The organism is Curtobacterium phoenicis, assembly GCF_047238015.1.
Taxonomy (GTDB): domain Bacteria; phylum Actinomycetota; class Actinomycetes; order Actinomycetales; family Microbacteriaceae; genus Curtobacterium.
Genome location: NZ_JBDFLZ010000002.1, coordinates 2,154,388 through 2,175,740, shown reverse-complemented (window position 1 = coordinate 2,175,740; position 21,353 = coordinate 2,154,388). Strand labels below are relative to the sequence as shown.

At 74.4% G+C, this 21,353-nt stretch carries 19 protein-coding genes; 12 read left to right on the top strand and 7 right to left on the bottom strand.

The annotated features are described in order from the left end of the window. The first annotated feature begins 64 nt into the window (after positions 1–64). The gene (locus ABC270_RS10540) at positions 65–1,039 is read left to right on the top strand and encodes a hypothetical protein (protein WP_412880751.1); all 975 of its coding nucleotides are present in this window, start codon (positions 65–67) and stop codon (positions 1,037–1,039) included. Here ABC270_RS10540 and ABC270_RS10535 read toward each other — a convergent pair. The 3 genes from ABC270_RS10535 to ABC270_RS10525 form a co-directional block, all read right to left on the bottom strand. Further along, a complete protein-coding gene (locus ABC270_RS10535; RefSeq protein ID WP_412880750.1) occupies positions 1,033–2,436 on the bottom strand; it encodes an MFS transporter in 1,404 nt (467 codons plus the stop codon). The genes ABC270_RS10540 and ABC270_RS10535 overlap by 7 nt on opposite strands. Positions 2,437–2,703: 267 nt before the next feature. Beyond that, complete coding sequence (locus ABC270_RS10530; RefSeq protein ID WP_412880749.1) at positions 2,704–4,431, bottom strand: carboxypeptidase regulatory-like domain-containing protein; 1,728 nt, start codon at positions 4,429–4,431, stop codon at positions 2,704–2,706. 109 nt (positions 4,432–4,540) lie between these two features. Continuing rightward, complete coding sequence (locus ABC270_RS10525; protein ID WP_412880748.1) at positions 4,541–5,002, bottom strand: NUDIX hydrolase; 462 nt, start codon at positions 5,000–5,002, stop codon at positions 4,541–4,543. 247 nt (positions 5,003–5,249) lie between these two features. On the opposite strand from ABC270_RS10525, the gene ABC270_RS10520 reads away from it, so the two are divergent. Next, entirely contained in the window at positions 5,250–6,077 is an 828-nt protein-coding gene (locus ABC270_RS10520) for a universal stress protein (protein ID WP_412880747.1), read from the top strand. Positions 6,078–6,095: 18 nt separating this feature from the next. On the opposite strand, the gene ABC270_RS10515 is transcribed toward ABC270_RS10520, so the two are convergent. From ABC270_RS10515 to ABC270_RS10505, 3 genes are all read right to left on the bottom strand, one after another. Then, positions 6,096–7,151, bottom strand: a complete 1,056-nt coding sequence (locus ABC270_RS10515) for an SGNH/GDSL hydrolase family protein (RefSeq protein ID WP_412880746.1) — start codon at positions 7,149–7,151, stop codon at positions 6,096–6,098. Between the two features lie 78 nt (positions 7,152–7,229). Further along, on the bottom strand, positions 7,230–7,586 hold the full coding sequence (locus ABC270_RS10510) for a PRC-barrel domain-containing protein (RefSeq protein ID WP_412880745.1): 357 nt from the start codon (positions 7,584–7,586) through the stop codon (positions 7,230–7,232). A 48-nt stretch (positions 7,587–7,634) separates the two neighbouring features. Continuing rightward, positions 7,635–8,630, bottom strand: coding sequence for a glycosyltransferase family 9 protein (locus ABC270_RS10505; RefSeq protein ID WP_412880744.1), 996 nt, complete (start codon positions 8,628–8,630; stop codon positions 7,635–7,637). 102 nt (positions 8,631–8,732) lie between these two features. On the opposite strand from ABC270_RS10505, the gene ABC270_RS10500 reads away from it, so the two are divergent. The 7 genes from ABC270_RS10500 (at position 8,733) to ABC270_RS10470 (ending at position 15,672) form a co-directional block, all read left to right on the top strand. Next, positions 8,733–9,284, top strand: coding sequence for a D-glycero-alpha-D-manno-heptose-1,7-bisphosphate 7-phosphatase (locus ABC270_RS10500; RefSeq protein ID WP_412880743.1), 552 nt, complete (start codon positions 8,733–8,735; stop codon positions 9,282–9,284). A gap of 74 nt (positions 9,285–9,358) precedes the next feature. Beyond that, positions 9,359–10,426, top strand: a complete 1,068-nt coding sequence (locus ABC270_RS10495) for a glycosyltransferase family 9 protein (RefSeq protein WP_412882070.1) — start codon at positions 9,359–9,361, stop codon at positions 10,424–10,426. 71 nt (positions 10,427–10,497) lie between these two features. Further along, complete coding sequence (locus tag ABC270_RS10490; protein WP_412880742.1) at positions 10,498–11,517, top strand: glycosyltransferase; 1,020 nt, start codon at positions 10,498–10,500, stop codon at positions 11,515–11,517. Beyond that, the gene (locus ABC270_RS10485; protein ID WP_412880741.1) at positions 11,514–12,815 is read left to right on the top strand and encodes a glycosyltransferase; all 1,302 of its coding nucleotides are present in this window, start codon (positions 11,514–11,516) and stop codon (positions 12,813–12,815) included. Before ABC270_RS10490 ends, ABC270_RS10485 begins: the two co-directional genes overlap by 4 nt. Continuing rightward, positions 12,812–13,441: a D-sedoheptulose-7-phosphate isomerase gene (locus ABC270_RS10480; RefSeq protein WP_412880740.1), complete on the top strand. Its 630-nt coding sequence runs from the start codon at positions 12,812–12,814 to the stop codon at positions 13,439–13,441. The genes ABC270_RS10485 and ABC270_RS10480 overlap by 4 nt, the downstream gene beginning before the upstream one ends. Continuing rightward, positions 13,438–14,829: a PfkB family carbohydrate kinase gene (locus ABC270_RS10475; RefSeq protein WP_412880739.1), complete on the top strand. Its 1,392-nt coding sequence runs from the start codon at positions 13,438–13,440 to the stop codon at positions 14,827–14,829. Before ABC270_RS10480 ends, ABC270_RS10475 begins: the two co-directional genes overlap by 4 nt. Positions 14,830–14,967: 138 nt before the next feature. Then, positions 14,968–15,672, top strand: a complete 705-nt coding sequence (locus tag ABC270_RS10470) for an SDR family oxidoreductase (RefSeq protein WP_412880738.1) — start codon at positions 14,968–14,970, stop codon at positions 15,670–15,672. Positions 15,673–15,816: 144 nt separating this feature from the next. Here ABC270_RS10470 and ABC270_RS10465 read toward each other — a convergent pair whose 3' ends face one another. Continuing rightward, positions 15,817–16,911, bottom strand: coding sequence for a glycosyltransferase family 9 protein (locus tag ABC270_RS10465; protein ID WP_412880737.1), 1,095 nt, complete (start codon positions 16,909–16,911; stop codon positions 15,817–15,819). A 117-nt stretch (positions 16,912–17,028) separates the two neighbouring features. Here ABC270_RS10465 and ABC270_RS10460 point away from each other — a divergent pair, with 117 nt between their 5' ends. Genes ABC270_RS10460 through ABC270_RS10450 form a run of 3 tightly spaced genes read left to right on the top strand, consistent with a single transcriptional unit; the run spans position 17,029 to position 20,782 of the window. Beyond that, positions 17,029–18,444, top strand: coding sequence for an aldehyde dehydrogenase family protein (locus ABC270_RS10460; protein WP_412880736.1), 1,416 nt, complete (start codon positions 17,029–17,031; stop codon positions 18,442–18,444). Next, on the top strand, positions 18,441–19,928 hold the full coding sequence (rfaE2, locus tag ABC270_RS10455; RefSeq protein WP_412880735.1) for a D-glycero-beta-D-manno-heptose 1-phosphate adenylyltransferase: 1,488 nt from the start codon (positions 18,441–18,443) through the stop codon (positions 19,926–19,928). Before ABC270_RS10460 ends, rfaE2 begins: the two co-directional genes overlap by 4 nt. Beyond that, on the top strand, positions 19,925–20,782 hold the full coding sequence (locus ABC270_RS10450; protein WP_412880734.1) for a glycosyltransferase family 2 protein: 858 nt from the start codon (positions 19,925–19,927) through the stop codon (positions 20,780–20,782). Before rfaE2 ends, ABC270_RS10450 begins: the two co-directional genes overlap by 4 nt. Positions 20,783–21,353: the final 571 nt, after the last annotated feature.

Here is a 21,353-nt window from a genome sequence, read left to right as displayed (position 1 = left end):
CGAACACGGTCGACGGCCGAGTGCGAGCATGGGGCGGGCAGCAGGGGCCGGAACAGGAGTGGGCATGGCCGAGGACGACCTGGCGACCGAGCGGGCGCGACTCGAAGCCGTGGCGTGGGGTGCCGACTCCACGCCGGCGGAGGCTGCCCGCGCGCGGATCGCACTCGAGGACCTCACCGCGGGACGCCGGCCACGGCGGTCGTCGGCCGCTGACGCGGTCGGGGGTCGCACGGGCAGGCCGGACGCCGGACAGGCAGTGCCCGCGGACCCGCGGACCGGCAGCGTCCCGACGACAGCCGCCCCGTCGGACCGCGACCTGTCCGCGCGTGGCCGACACGACGTCCCCGGGCCCGCGTCGGCGCTCGACGCACCATTCGACACCGCGTCCGGAACGGCCCCGCCTGCGCCGACCGCGGCCGGGGAAGTCGCGTCCGGGCCGGCGGAGGCGCCGCCGAGCGTCACCCAGGCCGACCACGGGTCGGACGCGACGACGGGCGACGGGCGTGGGGCGGGCCTCCAGGCAGGGTGGCGGCGACGCGTCCGCGACCTGCTCTGGACGCGCCGCCCCCGCGTGTGGATCGCGCTCGGTGCGATCGCCGCCGTCGGGGTGGCGTTCGCGGCCGGGACGGTCGTCGGGACGGCTCGGCCGTCGATGCCCGCCGCACCGAGCATCACGCCGACGGCCGGCACCGTGACCCTGGAGCAGTTGCTCGACGTGCCGCAGACGTACGCGGACCAGCTGCCCGGACCCGTGGACGCTCCCGTGAGCCTGCACAGCACCCGCCTGATCTTCACGAACCGCGCGCTCGACGGCGGTGACCTGGAGACACCCTGGAGCGTCTGGGCGGGGGTCGGTACCGACCGGTCGACCATCTGCCTCGTGGCGAGCGCGGACCGGATCGAGTCCTCGACGGCGTGCTACCCGCGCGAGGACGCGCTGCACGGGTCCGTGTCGCTGTCGGCCCAGTCCACGAGCGGGACGCTGACCCTCTGGTTGCGCGGCGGCGGGGTGCAGGGAACGGTGACCGACGGCTACTGAGCGCCGGGCCACTGAGCATCGGGGCTGGTGCGCCCGCCGGAGTGGTGCGTGCGGACCGCTCCCGTGACCACGGCGACCGATCCCGTGAGTGTCTGGATCGCCCGGCTGATCGTCGGCACCGACGTGGTGACCACGGCGAGCGAGGACGTGATGGCCTCGATCGAGGAGGTCGACAGGTGCTCCTGGGCGTGCGAGTGCACCGGGAAGCCCTTGCGCGCGGCGACGACGACACCGAGCGAGGCCAGCAGGACGGCACCGCCCGCGAACGGCATCCACTGCAGTCCGACGACACCCAGGGCCTGCCCGCCCAGCGCCGCTCCCCCGGCGATGCCGATGTTCGAGGCGCCGTTGACGAGGGCACCGGCGATGTCGGGCGACACGCCTCCGGTACGGATCGCGGCCGCCATGAACAGGGTGCCGGTCGTGCCGTTCGCGGCCATCCAGACGCCGGCGACCGCCATGGTGCCGACGAGCGAGCCGTGCACGAACGGCAGCACGGCGAACGCGGCCGCCATGACCGCGACGGCGACGATGAGCGTCTGCCGCGGCGCACGGTCGACGAACAGCCCGGCGAGCCAGAGCCCGACGACCCCGGTGGCACCGAGGACGAGCAGGGCACCGGAGACCAGGTGCGCGTCGAGACCGGCGTCGATCGCGTAGGGGCCGATGTACGTGTAGACGACGTAGTGCCCCGCGAACAGGAGCAGGTCGGCGATCACGACCGAGAGCAGCCCGGTGCGCGCCCACGCCCGCGGCGAGCCGATGTGCGGCGACGATGCACCGCGAACGGCCGGGAGGAACGCCAGTGCTACCCCGGCGAGCACGGCCGACGCCACGGCGACCGAACCGACGGCCGGACGCCAGCCGATGGTCTGCGCGACCCACGTGGCGATCGGCACGCCCAGCACGAAGCCGAGCGAGCTGCCCGAGTACACGAAGGCGATCGCGCGACCGGCGAGGCGCGGCGGCACGATGCGGGTCGCGTACGCGGACGCCACGGAGAAGAACAGCGCGTGCGCGACGCCGCCGACGACCCGGCCGGCGCACACCACGGCGAATGACGGTGCGAGCGCCACCATCAGGTTCGACACCGCGTAGCCGACGAGCGTCGCCACGAGCACGGCCTTCCGGGGCAGTCGCGCCGTGAACGACGTCAGCGGCAGCGCGAGCAGGGCGACCGCCGCGGCGTAGACGGTGACGACCACGCCCATCGTCGACTCGGAGACGCCGAGGTCACGGCTCATCGTGCCGAGGAGCCCGACCGGCATGAGCTCGGTGGTGATCGCGAAGAACGTCGCGAGGCCGAGGACGGCGATGCCGACGATCGAGCCGGTGGTGACGGTGATCGGCCGCGTGTGCGCCGGCACGGCCGAGGTTCGGGTGGTGGTGGTGGACACGGGGCTGACCTCCTCGCTGGGGACGTCCGGGCGCACGGCGACGACGTCCGGGACGACGAGGAGCTGCGCGCTCGAGCTGTGGATGGTGTGGTGGGTACGACTCCACGGCGAGTGCGCCCCTCCAGTGTTGCACGCTGCACTCGGGCTGCGCGAGGGGCTACCGCTGAGAACTTCCTCGGAGCGCTCCAACGGCGTCCGGCCGGGGTTTGTTCCCGGAACGACGAACGGGGTGGGACCGAGCGGTCCCACCCCGTTGCGCGACAGGTGTCAGTCGTGCAGGTGCGTCCGGCGACGGTGCCGCACGGAGCGGTACGTCAGGAGCCCCGCGCCGAGCAGGACGAGGACGCCCGCGGCGATCAGCTGCGGTCCGACGTCCGCGCCCGTGTAGGCGAGGGCGCCGGTCGTCGGGCCCGGCCCCGTGGCCGCGACCGGAGTGGTCGTCGGGGCGGCACTCGCGGTCGGAGTCGCCGTCGGGGTGGGGCTCGGCGTCGCCGCGGCTGCGACGACGAGGTCGTCGACGGTCACCACGTCACCCGCGTCCGCGCCGGACGTGAAGGACACCGTGGCGGTGCTGCCCGACACCGCGACCGTGTAGTCCGTCGCGGGGTCGAGCCCCTCGAGGGTGTACCGACCGTCGGAGGCCGTGGTGGCGGTCACCGGGCCGCCGGCATCGGTCTCGTCCGGGGTGGCCGTCACGGTGCGTCCGGCGACGGGTTCGTCGTTCGTGTCGACCACGCGGCCGGTCGCGCTGGTGGTCACCACGAGCTCGATCGGGGGTACGGCCGTCACCTCGTTCGCTGCGCCGGTCTGCACCACGACCGGATCACGTCCGTCCACCGACACCTCGACCGACCCGACGGGCGTGAATCCCGACCCCGAGTAGAACCCGGCATCGTTCGTGATCGTCTCGATCGTCGCGGTGGGATCATCCGGATCAGTGATCGTGACCGGCACGTTGGCGGCCGGCTCGCCGTCGTCCGTCACGGTGCCGATGATCGACGTCGTGCCCGTCGGCGATGTGAAGGCGAAGGGGACGGCCTGGTCAGCGCCCCCGGCGACGGTGTTCAGCGATGCCGTGGCGGTGGGGCTCCCGGTCGCGCCCGGCGGAGGCGTGATCGCCACCGTGTACCCGCCGATGACCGGCAGCTCCGGGAACGAGTACGTGCCGTCGGCCGTAGTCGTCGTGTACACCGTGCCACGCGGCGCCGTCACCGTGACGGTCGCGCCGGGGATCGGAGCGCCGTCGAGCGTCGCGGTGCCGGTGATCGCCGCGGTGCGGTTCGCGAACCAGGTCTGGTAGACCGGGAACCCGCTCCGACGCTCGAACGTGAGCGTCAGGCTCCTGAGCGGCACGGTGGGTGTGAACCACGCGGTGGCACCCGAGGTGTCGACGGAGCCCGCGTTGCCGGTGAGGGTCAGTGCGGCGGCGTCCCACGACGGGACGTCCTGCCCGGTGGTGCCGTCCGGGTCGGCTGGGCAGGACCACCCGCCGGGCGACGCCGCGGAACACGAGTTGTAGACGCTCCGGAACCCCAGGTCCGCCGCGGTCGCAGCCGCTCCGCCCTGGGTCGTCGCCGCGACCGTCACGCGGTCGGCGTCGACGTCGCCCAGCACGAACGACCAGCTCCCGGCCGGGGTCGCGTCGGCGAACGTGTAGGTCGTGACCGATGGCTGCCCCGCGGCGTCGGCGAGCGGGCGCTGGTTCAGGTAGGTGTTGCCTCGGCTCGACCCGTACGCGGCACCCGGGCCGGTGTTCGGGCCTTGCCACGTGGAGTTCCCGCTGATGACGGTCGACTGCCGGGAGTTCGAGGTGAAGGTGGTCTCCGGGAAGCCTGCCATGCTGACGGTGCCCGTGTAGGCCGTGCTCTGGCCGGCGAGGGTGAACGTCCCCCACTGTCCGGCCGGTTCGGCGGAGGCGGACGACGCACCGACGAGCGCGAGTCCCCCTCCGATTGCGAGGGCGGTCAGTGCCGCCGTGACGGTGCGTAGCCGCATCGGGCTCCCCTGCTCGTGCTGACCTGGTCCCTGCACCAGACGTCGTGTTCTCGACGTTCGCTCAGGCTATCCACCGAGCGCGGGGTCGGTCCAGATCGCGACCCGGCCGTCACGCGGAACGGACCGCCCGGACCAGAGCGTCGAGGGCCGACACCTGCCCGAGGACGAGATGCTCCCGCGCCTCCTCCACGAGCATCCAACGTGCATCGTCGACCTCGGGCACGTCGACGAACCTGCCCGAACCGCGCGGGAGCTCGAGTCGTACGGTGTTGCTCACGACCTCGCCGACGTCGAACTCCGGCGCGTGCAGGGCGAACACCCGGACGACCTTCGCGGACTGGCGGTGTTCCCCGAGGTCCACCACGTCGCCCTCGGGAGCGGCCGACCCGATCTCCTCGGCGAACTCCCGCCGAGCGGTCGCGAGCGGATCCTCGCCCGCCTCGACCTCACCCTTCGGGATCGACCACGACCGGGGACGGCGCTGCCAGAACGGCCCGCCCATGTGCGCGACGAAGACCTCCGGACCGGCCGGTCCGGCGCGGTGGAGGAGCAGTCCGGCACTCGTGCGCACGCCCCGAGGCTACGCAGGACGCGTCGGGTGTGCGGCGCCCCGCCCTGGAGGCACGGTGCCCCTCACGTCCCTCCCGTCCGTGCGCTGCGTGGGCCAGCGAACGGCGGCGCGGTACCTCGGAGGAACCGCAGGCAGCGTGCAGCCCGCCGGGGGCGCCCGGGAGTACGCTCCGCGGCCAAGGAGCGCCTCCAGACGCCCCGAAACCGGCACGAGGAGGTCGATCGGCATGGACGGACGATGGTCGACGGTGACGTTGGCAGCGGACGCCGCGAAGCCCCACGAGCAGGCACTGCGGTGGGTCGCGAGCAGGGCCGGCACGGGCATCGAACGGGTCCGGGTGATCGGCGTCGACCCGGCGCAGGAGGGCCGCGTCGGCGCGGACGGCAAGCGGGTCGCCGACGCGCTCGCCGATGCCGCGCGTACGGCACTCCCCGGCGTGGACGTCGTGGTCGACCGCCACGCGGGGTCCTTCGTGAACGCGCTCGTGACGGCGTCCGACGACGGGGACCTCCTGGTGATCGGCTCGTGGCGGAGCCGACGCGGGACGACGAGGGGGTCGGGGCCGGCCCGGGTCGCGGAACGTGCTCCCGTGCCGACCGTCGTCGTGCCGGACGGACCGCACCCGATCGACGGCGACGTCGTGCTCGCGGTCGAGGACCCGCTCGACGAACGGGCGGTCGCGATCGCCGTCGACGAAGCGGAGCGGCGACACCGCCGGTTGACGGTGCTCCGGGCGTGGGAGATGCCCGTCCTCACCCGGACCGGACTCACGGACTTCGCCGAGGACCCGATGCGCTGGCGGGCGCGGAACGCCAAGCTGCTCGAGCGCGTGACGGCCCGGCTGCGGCAGCGGTACCCGCACCTGCGGATCCACCCGCTGCTGGTGGAGGGGCACCCGGGGCACGCGATCGCGGCGCACTCGCGGACGGCCTCCCTCGTCGTGCTCGGGCAGGGCCACGTGCACGCCCTGTCCGGGTCGGTCCTGCACGACGTGCTCCGCGAGTCGGTGTCGCCCGTGTGCGTGGTCCCGCCGACCGCTCACGACGCCGTCGAGGAGCGCGGCGCGACCGCGTGACGCCGCGCGGGCCCTCGGTCAGCCGGCGAGGTCCTGCACGGCCGATGCCACCCGGTCGGCGAGGTAGGCGACACCGCGCTCGTTCGGGTGCAGGGCGCCCGGCTCGAGGTCGATGCGCTGCAGGTTGCTCGTGCCGTCGAGCGACACCCCGGCGACGTACGGCCGCTTCGTCGCGCACGGCGATCGCGCCTGGGTGCTCGAGAACACGTCGACGAAGCGGACCCCGGCGGCACGGGCTGCCTCGGCGGACACCGTGTTCAGCTGCTCCTGGACGCCGTGCAGGTAGACGACGTCGGTGTCGGTGAAGGGGTAGGTGTCGGTGGGGAACGATCCCGCGAGCGTGCCGAGGTCGACCGCCGCTCGGAAGCAGCCCTTCGCCGGGGTGTGGTCGGCGTCCGGGAAGATCGCCGGGTAGCCCAGGAACACGACGACGGCGTTCGGCGCCGCCTCCTCCACCCGGGCGAGCGTGTCCGCGATGCCGAGGGCCACCCGGGAGGCGATCTTCGTCCCGAGCTCGTCCTCGCCGTCCCGGACCAGGGTGCTCTCGCACGACGGGGCGTCGCGTCCCGAGAACACCGGCCCCTTCGCGCTGAGCGCCAGGCACGACGCCGCGGTCCCGAAGAGGTCGGCGTCGTTGCCGCCGATGGTCAGTGTCACGAGCCGCGTCGAGTCCGACAGTGCGCGGATCTGTGGTGGGACCCCCCTGAACTGGAACCCCGAGGTGACGTCGTCGCTCGTGGCGCCGCCGCACGTGACGTCGGTCAGCTGCAGGCCGAAACGCTGCGCGATCCGGTGTGGGTAGTCGCGGGCGGACTGCCCGCACGCGTTCGTCGGCAGGTGGCTCGGGTCGTCGAGGCCGTACCCGGCGGAGTAGGAGTCCCCGAGCGCCACGTACTCGCTCCCCGGCGGGACGTCCGCGAGCCGCTCGGGCGGGTCGGACGAGACGGGGAACGGCTGTGGTCGCGGCCACGACGGCGCGGCCGCCGCGTCCGACTGCCTCGGCGCTCCCGGGACCACGCCCGTCGTCACCAGGACGCACACCGCAGCGACCAGGGCCAGGGCGGCGACGGACACCGGGCGGGCCGAGCGTGACAGGGGGACCTCCGACGGGCGGGGACGGACGAACGGAGGGACCAGGCTAGCCGCTCGGGCTCAGCGCCGCCCGAGTCGTCGTTCGCCGTTGCTGCCGGTCTGGTACGTGAGCCCGTAGTGCTCGTACAGCCCCGGCTCGATCGCGGCGTCGAGCTCGCCGTCGGTCGCGATCGACGGAGCGTCCTTGACGAGCTTCTTCGGGAACGCGACGACGAGGTGCTTCGGGGCGACGAGGGCGCCGGTGAGCGGCACGAAGACGAGCTTCTGGAACCCGACGAGGCCCGTCGTCACTGATCCGAAGGCCGGGTCGGAGGTCGCGGTGTCGTAGTAGATGCTCTCGAGCGTCCCGATCTTCTCCTCGGACTGGTCCACGACCGGCAGGCCGATCCAGTCCCGGATGTTCGCGGCTTCGAACACGGTCGTTCCCTCCCGGCGGCCGGTCCCTCCTGCCACCTGCTCCCGAACCTACTGACGGACGGCTGAACCCGACCGCCCCGGCACGACCCCGAGTCCGTCCACCGCCTCGAGCACGTCGTCCGGGGCCACGGCCAGCAGTGCGGGGTCGGGTTCCTCGGAGAACACGTCGCCGCGGCGCTGTGCGGCGTCGGTGAGCACGACGTGCGGTCCGGACGCGGGCGGACCCCACGCTTCGGGCGGTGCCGGTCCGAACAGGACGACCGACGGGACGCCGTAGGCGGAGGCGAGGTGCGCCGCGCCGGTGTCGACGGTGACGACGACCGCGGCGTCCGCGACCACCGCTGCGAAGGGCTGCAGGTCGAGGACGCCCGCGAGGACCGCCTCCGGCGCCAGCCCGGCCGCGTCCGCGACCGCACGTGCGCGGGCGACGTCGTCTGCGCCTCCCGTCAGGACCACGTCGTGTCCGCGCGCCCGGAGTCCGCGCACCACGTCGGCGAAGCGATCCGTCGGCCAGTGGCGCGCGCCGTGGAACGCACCCACGTGCACGACCGCTGCCCCTGGTGCGACGGACGGCGTCACCGGACGGTCGATCGCGACCTCGTCCGCGTCGGCAGGGATGCCGTGCCAGGTGAGCAGGCGTGCCCAGCGCTCGCGTTCGTTGCAACCCTCGGGCCACTCCGGCCCGTCGTGGCCGCGGTCCGGGTCCCGGTGGCCGATCACCCGTCCGGGGTGCAGCGCCTCCAGGAGGTCGTTCGACTCCGGGCCGACCCCGTGCAGGTTGACCGCGACGTCGACCGAGCCGGCCGGGGCGGCGATCGGGTGGTCCAGCCCGTGCTGGGCGAGGTGCACGTCGACCGCGGGGACGAGCTCGACGACCGGCGCGAGCCAGGCCGTGGTCGCGAGCGTGATGCGGTGACCCGGGAACGCGCGTCGGAGCGCCGTCAGCGCGGGCACGGCGACGAGCAGGTCCCCGAGCTTGATGGCACGGAGCACGAGGAGTTCCGGGCGGCCGTCGGACGGGGGCATGGTCGGCAGGGCGGTCACGGTGGCGGACGGTAGGCGGCGGTCGCTGCGCGCGCGGTCAGCTCTGCGCGGAACGGCCCTTCCTGGGCCGTCGTGGGGGACGTCATCGGTACTGCTCGGTGCATGGCCCTCGCTCCGGACCGCCCCGTCAGCGGCGTCCTCTTCGACCGTGACGACACACTCGTCATCGACGTGCCCTACAACGCCGACCCGCACCGGGTCGTGCCGGTGCCGGGGGCGCACCGGGCCGTCGAGCGCGTCCGTGCGGCAGGGCTGCGGACCGGGGTCGTCACGAACCAGTCGGTGATCGCGAAGGGCATGGCGACCCGCGAACAGGTCGACGCGACGAACGCGCGCGTGGACGAGCTGGTCGGACCGTTCGACGTGTGGTGCGTCTGCCCGCACGACGCCGGCGACGGCTGCGACTGCCGGAAGCCCCGGCCCGGCATGGTGCTGCGCGCCGCCGAGGAGCTCGGGGTCCCCGCCGCCGCGCTCGTGGTGATCGGGGACATCGGCGCCGACGTCGAGGCTGCCCGGGCCGCGGGGGCGCAGGGCGTCCTCGTCCCGACGGCACGGACCCGACAGGAGGAGGTCGACGCGGCCGAGACGGTCGCCGCGACGCTCGACGACGCCGTGACGCTCGTCCTCGCACAACGAGGGACCCCGGTCGCGTGAGCGCTGCGTCGGACCCCGGTCGCGTGAGCGCTGCGTCGGACTTCGGTCGCGAGAGCGCGGTCGCGACGTCGCGCGTGAGCAGGGCGCCGGGTCCTCGCGTCCTCGTCGCGCGGCTCGACTCCTTCGGCGACGTCCTGGTCGCCGGACCCGCCGTGCGCGCGGTCGCCGCCGGCGCCTCGCACGTCACGCTGCTCTGCGGCCCCCAGGGCGCTCCGGCCGGCCGGCTGCTCCCGGGCGTCGACACCCTGCGGACCTGGGCAGCGCCGTGGGTGACGGAGACCGCGCGACCGATCGACGACGCCGTGGTCGACGAGTTCCGCGCGCTGGTCGCCGAGGAACGCCCGGACGAGGCCGTCGTGCTGACGTCCTTCCACCAGTCCCCGCTGCCGCTGGCGCTGCTGCTCCGGCTCGCCGGCGTCCCACGGGTGAGCGGCGCGTCGGTGGACCACCCGGGGTCGCTCCTCGACGTGCGGCTCCGACCGGGAGAGGACCTCCCGGAGGACCTCCCCGAGCCCGAGCGTGCCCTGCGGATCGCGCGGGCCGCGGGCTTCGCGCTGCCCGAGGGCGACGCCGGGAGGCTCGCGGTGCGTCTCGACGTCGACCCACCGGCCGTGGCGGCCGGTCTGGGTCGGTACGTGGTCGTGCACCCCGGCGCCAGCGTCCCGGCCCGCGCGTGGCCGGCCGAGCAGCACCGGGCGCTGGTCGCCGCGTACGCGGCAGCCGGCATCCCGGTGGTGGTCACTGGGTCGCCCGGAGAACGCGCGTTGACGGCCGAGGTCGCGGGGGCCACCGGGATCGACCTCGGCGGGGCGACCACCCCGGCGGAGCTCGCGGCGGTCCTCGCGGGCGCGGAGGTGGTGGTCGTCGGCAACACCGGACCCGCGCACCTCGCGGCGGCCGTGGGTGTCCCGATCGTCAGCCTGTTCTCCCCCGTCGTGCCGGCGGTGAAGTGGGCGCCGTACGCGCCGCTCGTCGAACTGCTCGGCGACCAGGCGGCGCCGTGTCGACTCAGTCGCGCCCGCGAGTGCCCGGTCCAGGGCCATCCCTGCCTCTCCCGTGTGTCCGTCCAGGATGTGCTGGATGCGCACCGACGACTCCTCGACCGCGCTTCCCGGCTGAGCGCACACGTTCCTGCGTCCTGACCGAGCCAGCGATGCGTAGCGTGCGCCACTGCTCCTCCTTCTCCTCCTGCTCCTCGACCCGGAAGGCCTGCATGCGCATCCTCGTGTGGCACGTCCACGGTGGTTGGATGGACGCGTTCGTCCGCGGCCAGCACCAGTACCTCGTCCCGACGAACGCGGCGCGCGACGCCGACGGCCTCGGACGCGGCGGACGGGACTGGCCGGACTCGGTCGTCGAGATCGCACCGGAGGACGTGGCCGCCGCCGAGGTCGACGTGGTCGTCCTGCAGCGCACCGAGGAGCTCGGAGCGGCCGAGCGGCTGCTGGGGGGCCGCCCGGTCCCGATCGTCTTCGTCGAGCACAACGCTCCCCGTGTCGACGTGCCGAACAGCCAGCACCCACTGCGGGACCGCGACGACCTCGTCATCGCCCACGTGACGCACTGGAACGCACTCATGTGGGACTGCGGGTCCACCGCCACCACGGTCGTCGAGCACGGCGTCGTCGACCCCGGGCCGCTGTACACCGGCTCGCTCGACCGCTTCGGCGTCGTCATCAACGAACCGGTCCGCCGGGGCCGGGTGGTCGGGACCGACCTGCTTCCCCGTTTCGCCGCCGTGGCGCCGGTCGACCTCTGGGGCATCGGCACCGAGCGGATCGTCGAGCTCGGCCACGGCGACCGGGTCGTCGCGAAGGGGGACGTGCCGGCGGACCCGATGCACCGTGCGCTCGCGGACCGTCGGGCCTACGTGCACCCGAACCGGTGGACCTCGCTCGGGCTGTCGCTCATCGAGGCGATGCACATGGCGATGCCGGTCCTCGTCCTCGCGACGACCGACGCTCCGCGGACCGTGCCCGCCGACGCCGGGGCGATCGCGACGGACGTCGACGAACTGGTCCGGGCCTCCCGGCTGCTGCTCGAGGACCCGGACGAGGCGCGCCGACGCGGCACCGTCGCCCGGGAGGCCGCGCTCGAGCGCCACGCACTCGCGCGGTTCACCGCCGACTGGGACGACCTGCTCGACCGGGTCGTCACCGACCACCACCCGGCCGCGCGGACCGCGCGACGGAACGGCGCGGCAGGGGCCGTGCTGGAAGGGAGTGCCCGATGAAGGTAGCGATGGTCTCCGAGCACGCGAGCCCGCTCGCGACCCTCGGCGGCGTCGACGCGGGCGGACAGAACGTCCACGTCGCCGAGTTGTCGGCCGCGCTGGCCGACCGCGGCCACCAGGTGACCGTGTACACCCGGCGGGACTCCGCCGAGCTGCCCGTCCGGGTGCTGCTGCGCCCGGGCGTCGAGGTCGTCCACGTCGACGCCGGCCCGGCGCGCGCCGTCCCGAAGGACGAGCTCTTCCCGTACATGGGCACGTTCGCCGCCGTGCTCGCCGCCGAGTGGTTCGTCGACCGGCCCGACGTCGTGCACGCGCACTTCTGGATGTCCGGGCACGCCGCACTCGAGGCCGTCGCACAGGTGCAGGCCCGGACCGGTGGGGTGCGGATCCCCGTCGCGCAGACCTTCCACGCGCTCGGCGTCGTCAAGCGGCGGCACCAGGGCGCGGCGGACACGAGCCCCGTCGAGCGCGAGTGGGTCGAACCCGCCGTCGGACGGAGCGTCGACCAGGTCGTCGCCACGTGCTCCGACGAGGCGTTCGAACTCAAGGCCCTCGGTGTCCCGCTGCACCGGATCTCCGTCGTGCCGTGCGGCGTCGACGTCGACACCTTCCGGCCCGACGGTCCCGCCGAGGCACGGGGACGCACGCAGCGGGTGCTCACCGCGTCACGACTCGTGCAGCGCAAGGGCGTCGGGACGACCATCGCCGCCGTCGCCGAGCTCGTCCACGAGGGCCGGGACGTCGAGCTCGTCGTCGTCGGCGGTGCCGGCGTCGCCGGGGCCGACCTGCCCGACGACCCGGAGTACCAACGCCTCGACGCCCTCGCCCGGCAACTCGGCATCCGCGACCACGTGCACTTCCGCGGACAGCTCGGTCAGCACGACATGCCCGCCGTGTACCGCAGCGCCGACGTCGTGGTCTGCGCCCCCTGGTACGAGCCGTTCGGCATCGTGCCGCTCGAGGCGATGGCCTGCGGCCGCCCCGTCGTCGCGTCGAGCGTCGGCGGACTGATCGACACCGTCGTGGAGGACGCCACCGGCCTCCACGTGCCGCCGCGCGACGAGGACGCCGTCGCCACCGCCATCGGCACGCTCCTCGAGGACCCGGAACGCCGCGAGGCGTTCGGCGCCGCCGGCCGCGAACGCGCGGTCGCACGGTACACGTGGCAGAAGGTCGCCGCCGAGAGCGAGCGTGTCTACGACCGGTTCATCGCCGGCGGCGGCGCGGTCGCGGACACCCGCTCCGGCGCACGTCGCGCCCCCCGTCGTACCGCGACCACCGAGAGGACCGCACGATGACCATCTCCCCGACCGAGACCGCAGGCGCCTTCCCGGCCGGTCCGGTGTCGAGCGTCCAGGTCGTCCGCGACCACGTCGCCGCGTCCGTCCCCGTCATCGCCTCGCTCGTCGACCACGGCGACCACATCGCCGCCTGGGCCGACGACATCGCCACGCGGCTCGTCGCGGGTCGGCGGCTCCTCGCCGCGGGCAACGGCGGCTCCGCGGCGGAGGCGCAGCACCTCACGTCCGAACTGACCGGCCGCTTCGACGGGGACCGCCCGGCGTACTCGGCGATCTCGCTGCACGCCGAGACGTCCGCCGTCACCGCGATCGGCAACGACTACGGGTACGACGAGGTGTTCGCCCGCCAGGTCCGGGCACACGCCCGCGCCGGGGACGTCGTCGTCCTGCTCAGCACGAGCGGCAAGAGCACCAACCTGCTCCGCGCGGCGGAGGCCGCCCGGGCGGTCGGGGCCTTCGCGATCGCCATGACCGGTCCGCGTCCGAACCCGCTCGCATCGATCGTCGACGACGCGATCTGCATCGACGGCCCCTCCGCGAACGTGCAGGAGGCGCAGCTCGTCCTCGTGCACGCCCTCTGCCGCGCGATGGAGCCCGCCCTGCGCCGCGGAGCCCGCCGGTGACCGGCGCACCGCTCCGCACCGCACGGCGCATCGTCGTCGTCGGGGACACCCTCCTCGACGTCGACGTCTCAGGAACGAGCGAACGCCTGAGCCCCGACGCCCCGGTGCCCGTCGTCGACGTCCGCGCCGACGACCGCCGCGCCGGCGGCGCCGGACTCGTCGCGACGATGCTCGCGAAGGACGGCCACGACGTGACGCTCGTCACCGTGCTCTCCGACGACGGCCGGGGAGACGAGATCCGAGCGCTCCTCCCCGACGTCCGGGTCGTCGCCGGGCCCTCCGGCGCACCGACGCCCGTGAAGACCCGCGTGCGCGTCGTCGACCACGCCCTGGTCCGGATCGACGAGGGCTGCGCGACACCGCCGGTCCCGTCCGTCACCGCCGAGATGACCGCCGCCCTCGACGGGGCGGACGCGATCGTCGTCGCCGACTACGGCCGGGGCGTGGCCGCCGCTCCCGCACTCCGCGAGGCGCTGTCGGCCGCGACCGCGCACACACCGGTCGTCTGGGACCCGCACCCGAAGGGCGCCACCCCGGTCCCCGGCACCACGGTCGCGACCCCGAACACCACGGAGGCCCGAGCCTTCAGCGGGGTCGGCGGGGACGGCGTCCCGTTCGCGACCGACGCCGCCGCTGCCCTCCGCGAGCGCTGGGGCACCGGCGCCGTCGCGGTCACGATGGGTGACCGTGGTGCCCTCGTCGCATCGGCGTCGGGCAGCCGCTTCGTCCCGGCGCCCTCCGCCACCGTCGGCGACCCCTGCGGCGCCGGTGACCGGCTCGCCGCCGGGGTCGCGGTCGCGCTCGCCGACGGCGCCGACGTCGCGGACGCCGTGGCCGCCGGGGTCGCCGACGCCTCCGCGTACCTCGCAGCGGGCGGTGTGACCGCGCTGTTCGCCGACCACGGTGCCGAGCCCGTGGCCGTCCCCGGCGTCGACCGCGACGCGATGCGCCTGGTGCACCGGGTCCGCGCCGAGGGCGGGACCGTCGTCGCCACCGGCGGCTGCTTCGACCTCCTGCACGCCGGCCACGCCCGGACACTGTCGGCGGCCCGGGCGCTCGGCGACTGCCTGGTCGTGTGCCTCAACTCGGACGACTCCGTCCGCGCGCTCAAGGGGCCCGAGCGGCCGATCATGACGCAGGACGACCGCGTGGAGCTCCTCCTCGCGCTGGACTGCGTCGACGCGGTCGTGGTCTTCGACGAGCACACACCGGACGAAGCGCTCCGCCGGTTCCGTCCGGACGTCTGGGCGAAGGGCGGCGACTACGCGGCCAGCGAGCTCCCCGAGGCGGCCACGCTCGCCGAGTGGGGCGGCCGGGTCGTCACCGTCCCGTTCCACGCAGGTCGGTCCACCACACGGCTCGCCGCGGCGCTCGCCGCGGTCGGCTGACCCGACCCACCCGACCACGTACCGGACGGGAGGCGCGGCACAGCGCCGCCACGGGCCTCCCGTCCGTCACCGGTCACCACACACGTCCCGTCGGCACCGCCGGCGGACCGGCACCACGCCACTCCCGGAAGGAAGTCCATGCCCGTCCCCACCACCCCCATCGGCCGCGTCCTCGTCACCGGCGGCGCCTCGGGTCTCGGCGCGGCGGTCGTCGCCGCGGTCGCCGAGGCCGGCGGCACCCCGATCGTCCTCGACCTCCGGGTCGACGCCGTGCCGGAGGGCACCGACGCCGTCGCCGTGGACGTCACCGACACCGAGGCCACCGAGCGTGCGGTCCGCGAGGCCGCGGAGCGGCACGGCGGCCTCGACGCGGTCGTCACCGCCGCGGGCATCGACACGCCGGCCCCGATCGGCGGCATCTCGTCGGGCGACTGGGAGCGCATCGTCGGCGTGAACCTCCTCGGGACGGCCGCCGTCGTGCGTGCGGCGCTGCCCGCCCTCGAGGCCACGCACGGCCGCATCGTGACGATCTCCTCGTCCCTGGCCCTCCGCGGCGTCGGCGACGGCACCGCCTACTCGGCGTCGAAGTTCGGCGTGCGCGGGTTCTCGCAGGCGCTGGCCGCGGAGACGGCCGGTCGCGTCGGTGTGACGAACATCATCCCCGCAGGCATGCGCACGGCGTTCTTCGAGGGCCGGACCGAGCAGTACAAGCCGGGCCCCGACGCGCAGCTCATCGAACCCGAGTACGTCGCGAACTCGATCCTGTTCGCGTTGTCGCAGCCCGCGGGCTGCGAGATCCGGGAACTCTCGATCATGCCGGCGACCGAGCCGAGCTGGCCCTAGACGTCACCAGGCGTCGTCTCCGCGACCACGTCACGGACGGGAGGCGCGGTGTCTGCTGGCACCGCGCCTCCTTCCCGTCCGTGGTCGCGACGTGGTCGCGACGCGACCCAGCGCTCTCAGCGCTGTCAGCTCCCGGCGGAACGGTCAGCGTCGCGGGACGACCGTCGCGAGCAGGTCGTCGACGTCCGCCAGCACGGCCTCGGGCGTGACCTCGTCGACGAAGGACGGGTCGTGCTCGCAGCGTTCCGCCGTCCACCCGACCTGGGTGACGTCGATCCCGCACACCGGGCAGCGGGTCACAAAGGACATGTGGACGCGGTGTCGACCGCGGTCGAACGGTCCCGCGTTGACGACGTTGCCGAACCAGAAGACGCCGACCGTCGGTGTGCCGACCGCGACCGCGAGGTGCCGCGGCCCGGAGTCGTCGCCGACCATGACGTCCGCCGCGGCGAGCACCACGGGCAGCTCGGTCAGGGGCAGCGTGCCCACGAGGTCGTGCACGCCCGCGACGTCCCCGAGCTCGGCGCGGATCACGTCCGCCGCGGCCCGGTCCGAGGCGTCCCCGACCAGGACGACGTCGTCCCCCGCCGCGAGCCGTTCCCGCGCGACCGCCGCGAACCGCTCCGGGCTCCAGCGGCGACGAGGGTCCGTCGCGCCGGGGTGCATCGCCACGAGCCGGTGGGCGACCCCGAGCCGCTCGCGGACGGCGAGCCGCTCCGGCTCCGTCACGAGGACGCGCGGGTCAATCGTGACCGGTGCTGCGCCGGCGAGCGAGACGACCTCGAGGGCGCGGACCACCTCGTGCTGGTAGTAGACGTAGCGGACCCAGCGCTCCAGGACCTCGGCGTCCTCGGTGGCGGTGCCGACGGTGTGCCGGGCGCCGAGCCCGAGCAGGAACGGGTTCGAGTTCCGGCCTCCGCCGTGGAGCTGCACGGCGAGGTCGAAACGACCGCGTGTGCGAGCGTCGAAGTCGTCCTGGGTGGGGGCACCGTCGCCGGAGTCGCGGACCCCGGCCACGACCGGCAGTTCCTCGAAGGCGTGCACGGAGGCGGTGCGACCAGCGAGCACCGCGGGCGCGACGGGCGTGCCGAGCAGGGTGATGCGGGCGTCCGGGTACGCGGCGGCGAGGGCGTCGATCGCGGGTACGGCGAACAGCAGGTCGCCGAGTCCCCCGCCCCGCAGCACCGCGATCTCGTGGACGTCGTCGAACCGGGGACCACCGTTGCCGATCAGTTGCACCACTCGTTCCTACCCAGGTCGACCCGAGCATCCGCGCCCGATGGACGAGAAGCGCGGTCCCGTGTGCGCGTCCAGCCGCCCGGGAGGAACGTGCGAGTCCCGCACGGAAGGACCCGCATGACCCTCACCGCCCCCCGTACCGCCTCCGCCTCCGACTCCGCCGGTGCTGACCTCGTCGTCATCGATCCCGTGGACGGCTCCGTCGCGTCGACCACACCGCGTGCCACCGAGGAGGACGTGCGGGCAGCGGTCGCGCGCGCCCGGGCGGCCGCTCCGGGCTGGCGTCGGACGGCTCCCGCGGAGCGTGGAGCGCTGCTCCGTGCCGCGGCCGAACAGCTGCGGGAGCACGCGGACGAGCTCGCAGGGCTGAACACCCGCGAGACCGGCAAGGTCCCCGGGGACGCCCTCGGTGGGGTCGAGGCCGGCATCGGGACGCTCCTGCAGTACGCGGAGCTCGGGCCCGTGCACCGGGGCGAGTCGTTGCGTGGCCAGCACGGTGCCGCTGACTGGACCGTCCCGCACCCCCGCGGTGTCGTACTCGCGCTCACGCCCTGGAACGACCCGGTCGCCGTCGCCTGCGGGATCCTCGGTGCGGCGATCGTCACCGGCAACACCGTGGTGCACAAGGGCTCGGAGCGCTGCCCCGCGACCATCGCCCGCCTGAACACCCTCCTCGCCGAGGTCCTGCCCGACGGCGTCCTCGTCGGCGTCGACGGTGACGCCGCCACCGGCGAACTGCTGCTCGAGCAGGACGGCATCGACGTCTACGCACACGTCGGCTCGACCGCCACGGGCGACCGACTGTCCGAGGTCGCCGCCCGTACCCGGGCCCACGTCGTCCGGGAGAACGGCGGCAACGACGCGGTCGTCGTCGACGCCGACGTCGACCCCGCGTGGGCTGCAGCACAGGTCGCGCTCGGAGCCTTCGCCAACACGGGGCAGATCTGCACGAGCGTCGAACGGGTCTACGTCCACCGCGCGGTCGCTGACGCCTTCGTCGCCGCGCTCGTCGCCGAGGCCGACCGCCGAACGGCAGCACCCTCGGCGGAGTACGGTCCGCTGGTCGACGACCGGATGCGGGACGCCGTGCACGCCCAGGTCCGTGACGCCGTCGACGGCGGTGCCGTCCTCCGCACGGGCGGCGTCGTCCCCGAGGGGCCCGGATCGGCGTACCCGGCCACCGTCCTCACCGACGTGGCCGACGACATGACCGTCATGACCGAGGAGACCTTCGGCCCGGTGGCCCCGGTGCGCATCGTCGACTCCTTCGAGGAGGGGCTCCGCCTCGCCGCGGCCGACCGGTACGGCCTCGCGGCCACGGTCCTCACGAACGACACCGGCAACGCGCTCCGCGCCGCGGCGGAGCTCCCGGTCGGTACCGTCAAGGTCAACGCCGTGTTCGGCGGCGCTCCGGGCGGGAGCGCGGAACCGCGTGGCGCGTCCGGCTCCGGGTTCGGCTACGGCCCGCACCTGCTCGACGAACTCACGACGACGACCGTCGTCCACCTCGAGCCCGCCGGTGGTGTGCGGTGACCGCCGACGTGCGTCTCGTGCGCGACCTCGTCGGACGGATCGACGACCGCGAGCCGCTCGTCGTCGTGATCGGCGACGGCATCCTCGACCGCTGGACGGTCGGCGAGGCCGAGCGGGTCTCGCGCGAGGCCCCCGCCCCGATCGTCCGTGTGACGGAGAGCATCGCCGTCCCCGGTGGTGCGGCGAACACCGCGGTGAACGCCCGCGCGCTCGGCGCCAGGGTGCGCATGGTCGGGTACGTCGGCGACGACGAGTCCGGCCGGACCCTGCGCGACCGACTCGCCGCCGCAGGGGTCGACACGACCTTCCTCGTGGAGGTCCCCGGTGCCCGCACCACCACGAAGGACCGCGTCGTCGGCGGTGATCGTGTCGTGGTCCGTGTCGACGACATCGCCGCGCCACCGGACGACGCCGCGCGGGCACGCTTCGGTGAAGCCGTGGCCCGTGCCGTCCGCTGTGCCGACGCCGCCGTGGTGTGCGACTACGGCCTCGGCGTCGACCCCGAGACGGTCGTCCCGATGCTCGACCGCGACCGCCCGGCCGCCGTGGTGGTGGACGCGCACGACCTGACCCGCTGGGCCGGACTCCACCCGGACCTCGTGACGCCGAACGCCGGCGAGACCGCCGCGCTCCTCGCCCACGCGGCCGGTACCCGGTCGCACGACCTCGGCCAGGGCTCGTCCCGGGTGTCGGCGGTCGTCGATGCCCGTGACACGGTGCTCGCTGCGACGGGCGCCCGGGCAGCGGTCGTGACCCTCGACCGCGACGGCACCGTGCTGCTCGAACCCGACGCCGACCAGGCGTTCCGGACCCGTGCCACGCCCGCCGCCGAGCAGCAGGCCTCCGGCGCCGGTGACACCTTCTGCGCCGGCGCGACGGTGGCACTCGCCGTCGGTGCCACCCGTCGGCACGCGGTGTCCTTCGCGCAGGCCGCCGCCGACGTCGTCGTGCGTGAGGCGGGCACCTCGGTGTGCTCGGCCCGCGCCCTCGTCGCCTCCGTGACCGCGCCGGCCGAGACCGTCGTGGACCACGACGAGCTCGCGGACGCCGTCGCCGCGGCCCGCGCCGCGGGTCGTCGCATCGTCTTCACGAACGGCTGCTTCGACGTCGTCCACCGCGGGCACACCACGTACCTCCGGCAAGCGAGCGAACTGGGCGACCTGCTCGTCGTCGCGCTGAACGACGACGACTCCGTGCGCCGGTTGAAGGGCCCGGAGCGGCCGATCAACACGGCGGAGGACCGGGCCGGCGTGCTCGCCGCACTGGCGTGCGTCGACCTCGTCACCGTCTTCGCGACCGACACCCCGATCCCCCTGCTGCGACGCATCCGACCCGACGTCTACGTGAAGGGCGGGGACTACTCGCCCGAGATGCTCAGCGAGACCGCGGTGGTGCGCGAGTACGGCGGCGAGGTCGTCATGGTCGACTACGTCGCCGAGCACTCCACGACCGCCGTGGTTCGGCGCATCCGCGAATCGTCGTGAGCGCGCGCTGGTCCGGTGACTGGGCTCGGCCCCGTGTCGACGGGGCCGCGCCCGAGGTGGACGTGCTCGTCCCGACCGTCGGTCGGTCCGCCGAGCTCGCGACGACGCTCGCGGGGCTCGCCGCCCAGGTCGACGTCGACCTCCGGATCGTCCTGAGTGACCAGTCGACGGACGGGGACGCCGCCACCCGGCCCGCGGTCGCGGCGATGCTCCGCGTCCTGGAGGCGCAGGGCCGGCCCGTCACGCTCCTCACCCACCGCGAGCGGCTGGGTCTCGCCGAGCACCGGCAGTTCCTGCTCGACCACGCCACCGCGCCGACCGTGCTGTTCCTCGACGACGACGTCTGGCTCGAACCGGGCAGCGTGCGGCGGATGCTCGACGCGCTCCGGACCCTCGACTGCGGGTTCGTGGGCTCGGCCGTGCAGGGGTTGTCGTACCTGGCCGACCGGCGCCCGCACGAGACCGCGGTGTTCGAACCGTGGTCGGACGGCGTCGAGCCCGAGGTCGTCCGGCGCGGGACACCCGCCCACGACCGCTGGTCGTTGCACAACGCCGCGAACCTGGCGCACGTCGCCTCGGACCTCGGTGTCGAGCGCGGCGGCTGGGTGCCCTACCGGGTGGCCTGGGTCGGCGCCTGCGTCCTCTACGACCGTGAGCGGCTCGAGTCCGTCGGCGGCTTCCGCTTCTGGCCGGAGCTCCCACCCGAGCACGCCGGCGAGGACGTCGTCGCGCAGTGGCGGGTGATGGAGCGGTTCGGCGGCGCGGGCATCGTGCCGTCGGGAGCGGTGCACCTCGAGTCCCCCACCACCGTGACCGACCGCCGGGTGGACGCACCGGACGTCGTCTTCCGCTGAGCGCGGAGCGGCCCGCCGTGCGACTTCGTTCCCTCGTCGTGTGCGTCGGGCGGTGGGCTCGGGATCGGGCGTCCCCGGTGAGAACGATGGACGAGGCACGCGCGGATCGGCCAGGCATGCCCGGTTCGATCAGGTACGCCCGGTTCGACCAGGTACGCCCGGATCGACGCGGCGGGGCGGGGCGTCGCGTGCGCGATCTGACCCGAGAAGCCCGTTCGTTCCCGCACCGTCGGCGATGACAGGCGGGATCGGGCGTCTCCGGCGGAAACGTTCGACCAGGCACGCCCGCAAGGACCTGGCACGCCCGCATTGACCTGACACGCGCGAATCGGCCTGGCATGCCCCATTGCAGGAGACGGGCCCGGGTCGACGGGGCCGGGGGCGTCGCGCGCACGATCTGACCGAGGATGCCCGTTCTTTCCCACAGCGGGTGCGATGGTAGATGGGATCGGGCGTCCTCTGCGGAAACGATCGACCAGGCACGCCCGGATCGACCAGGCACACCCGGATTGACCAGGCACGCCCGGATCGACCAGGCACCCCGGATCGGCCAAGCACGCCCGGTCTGGCC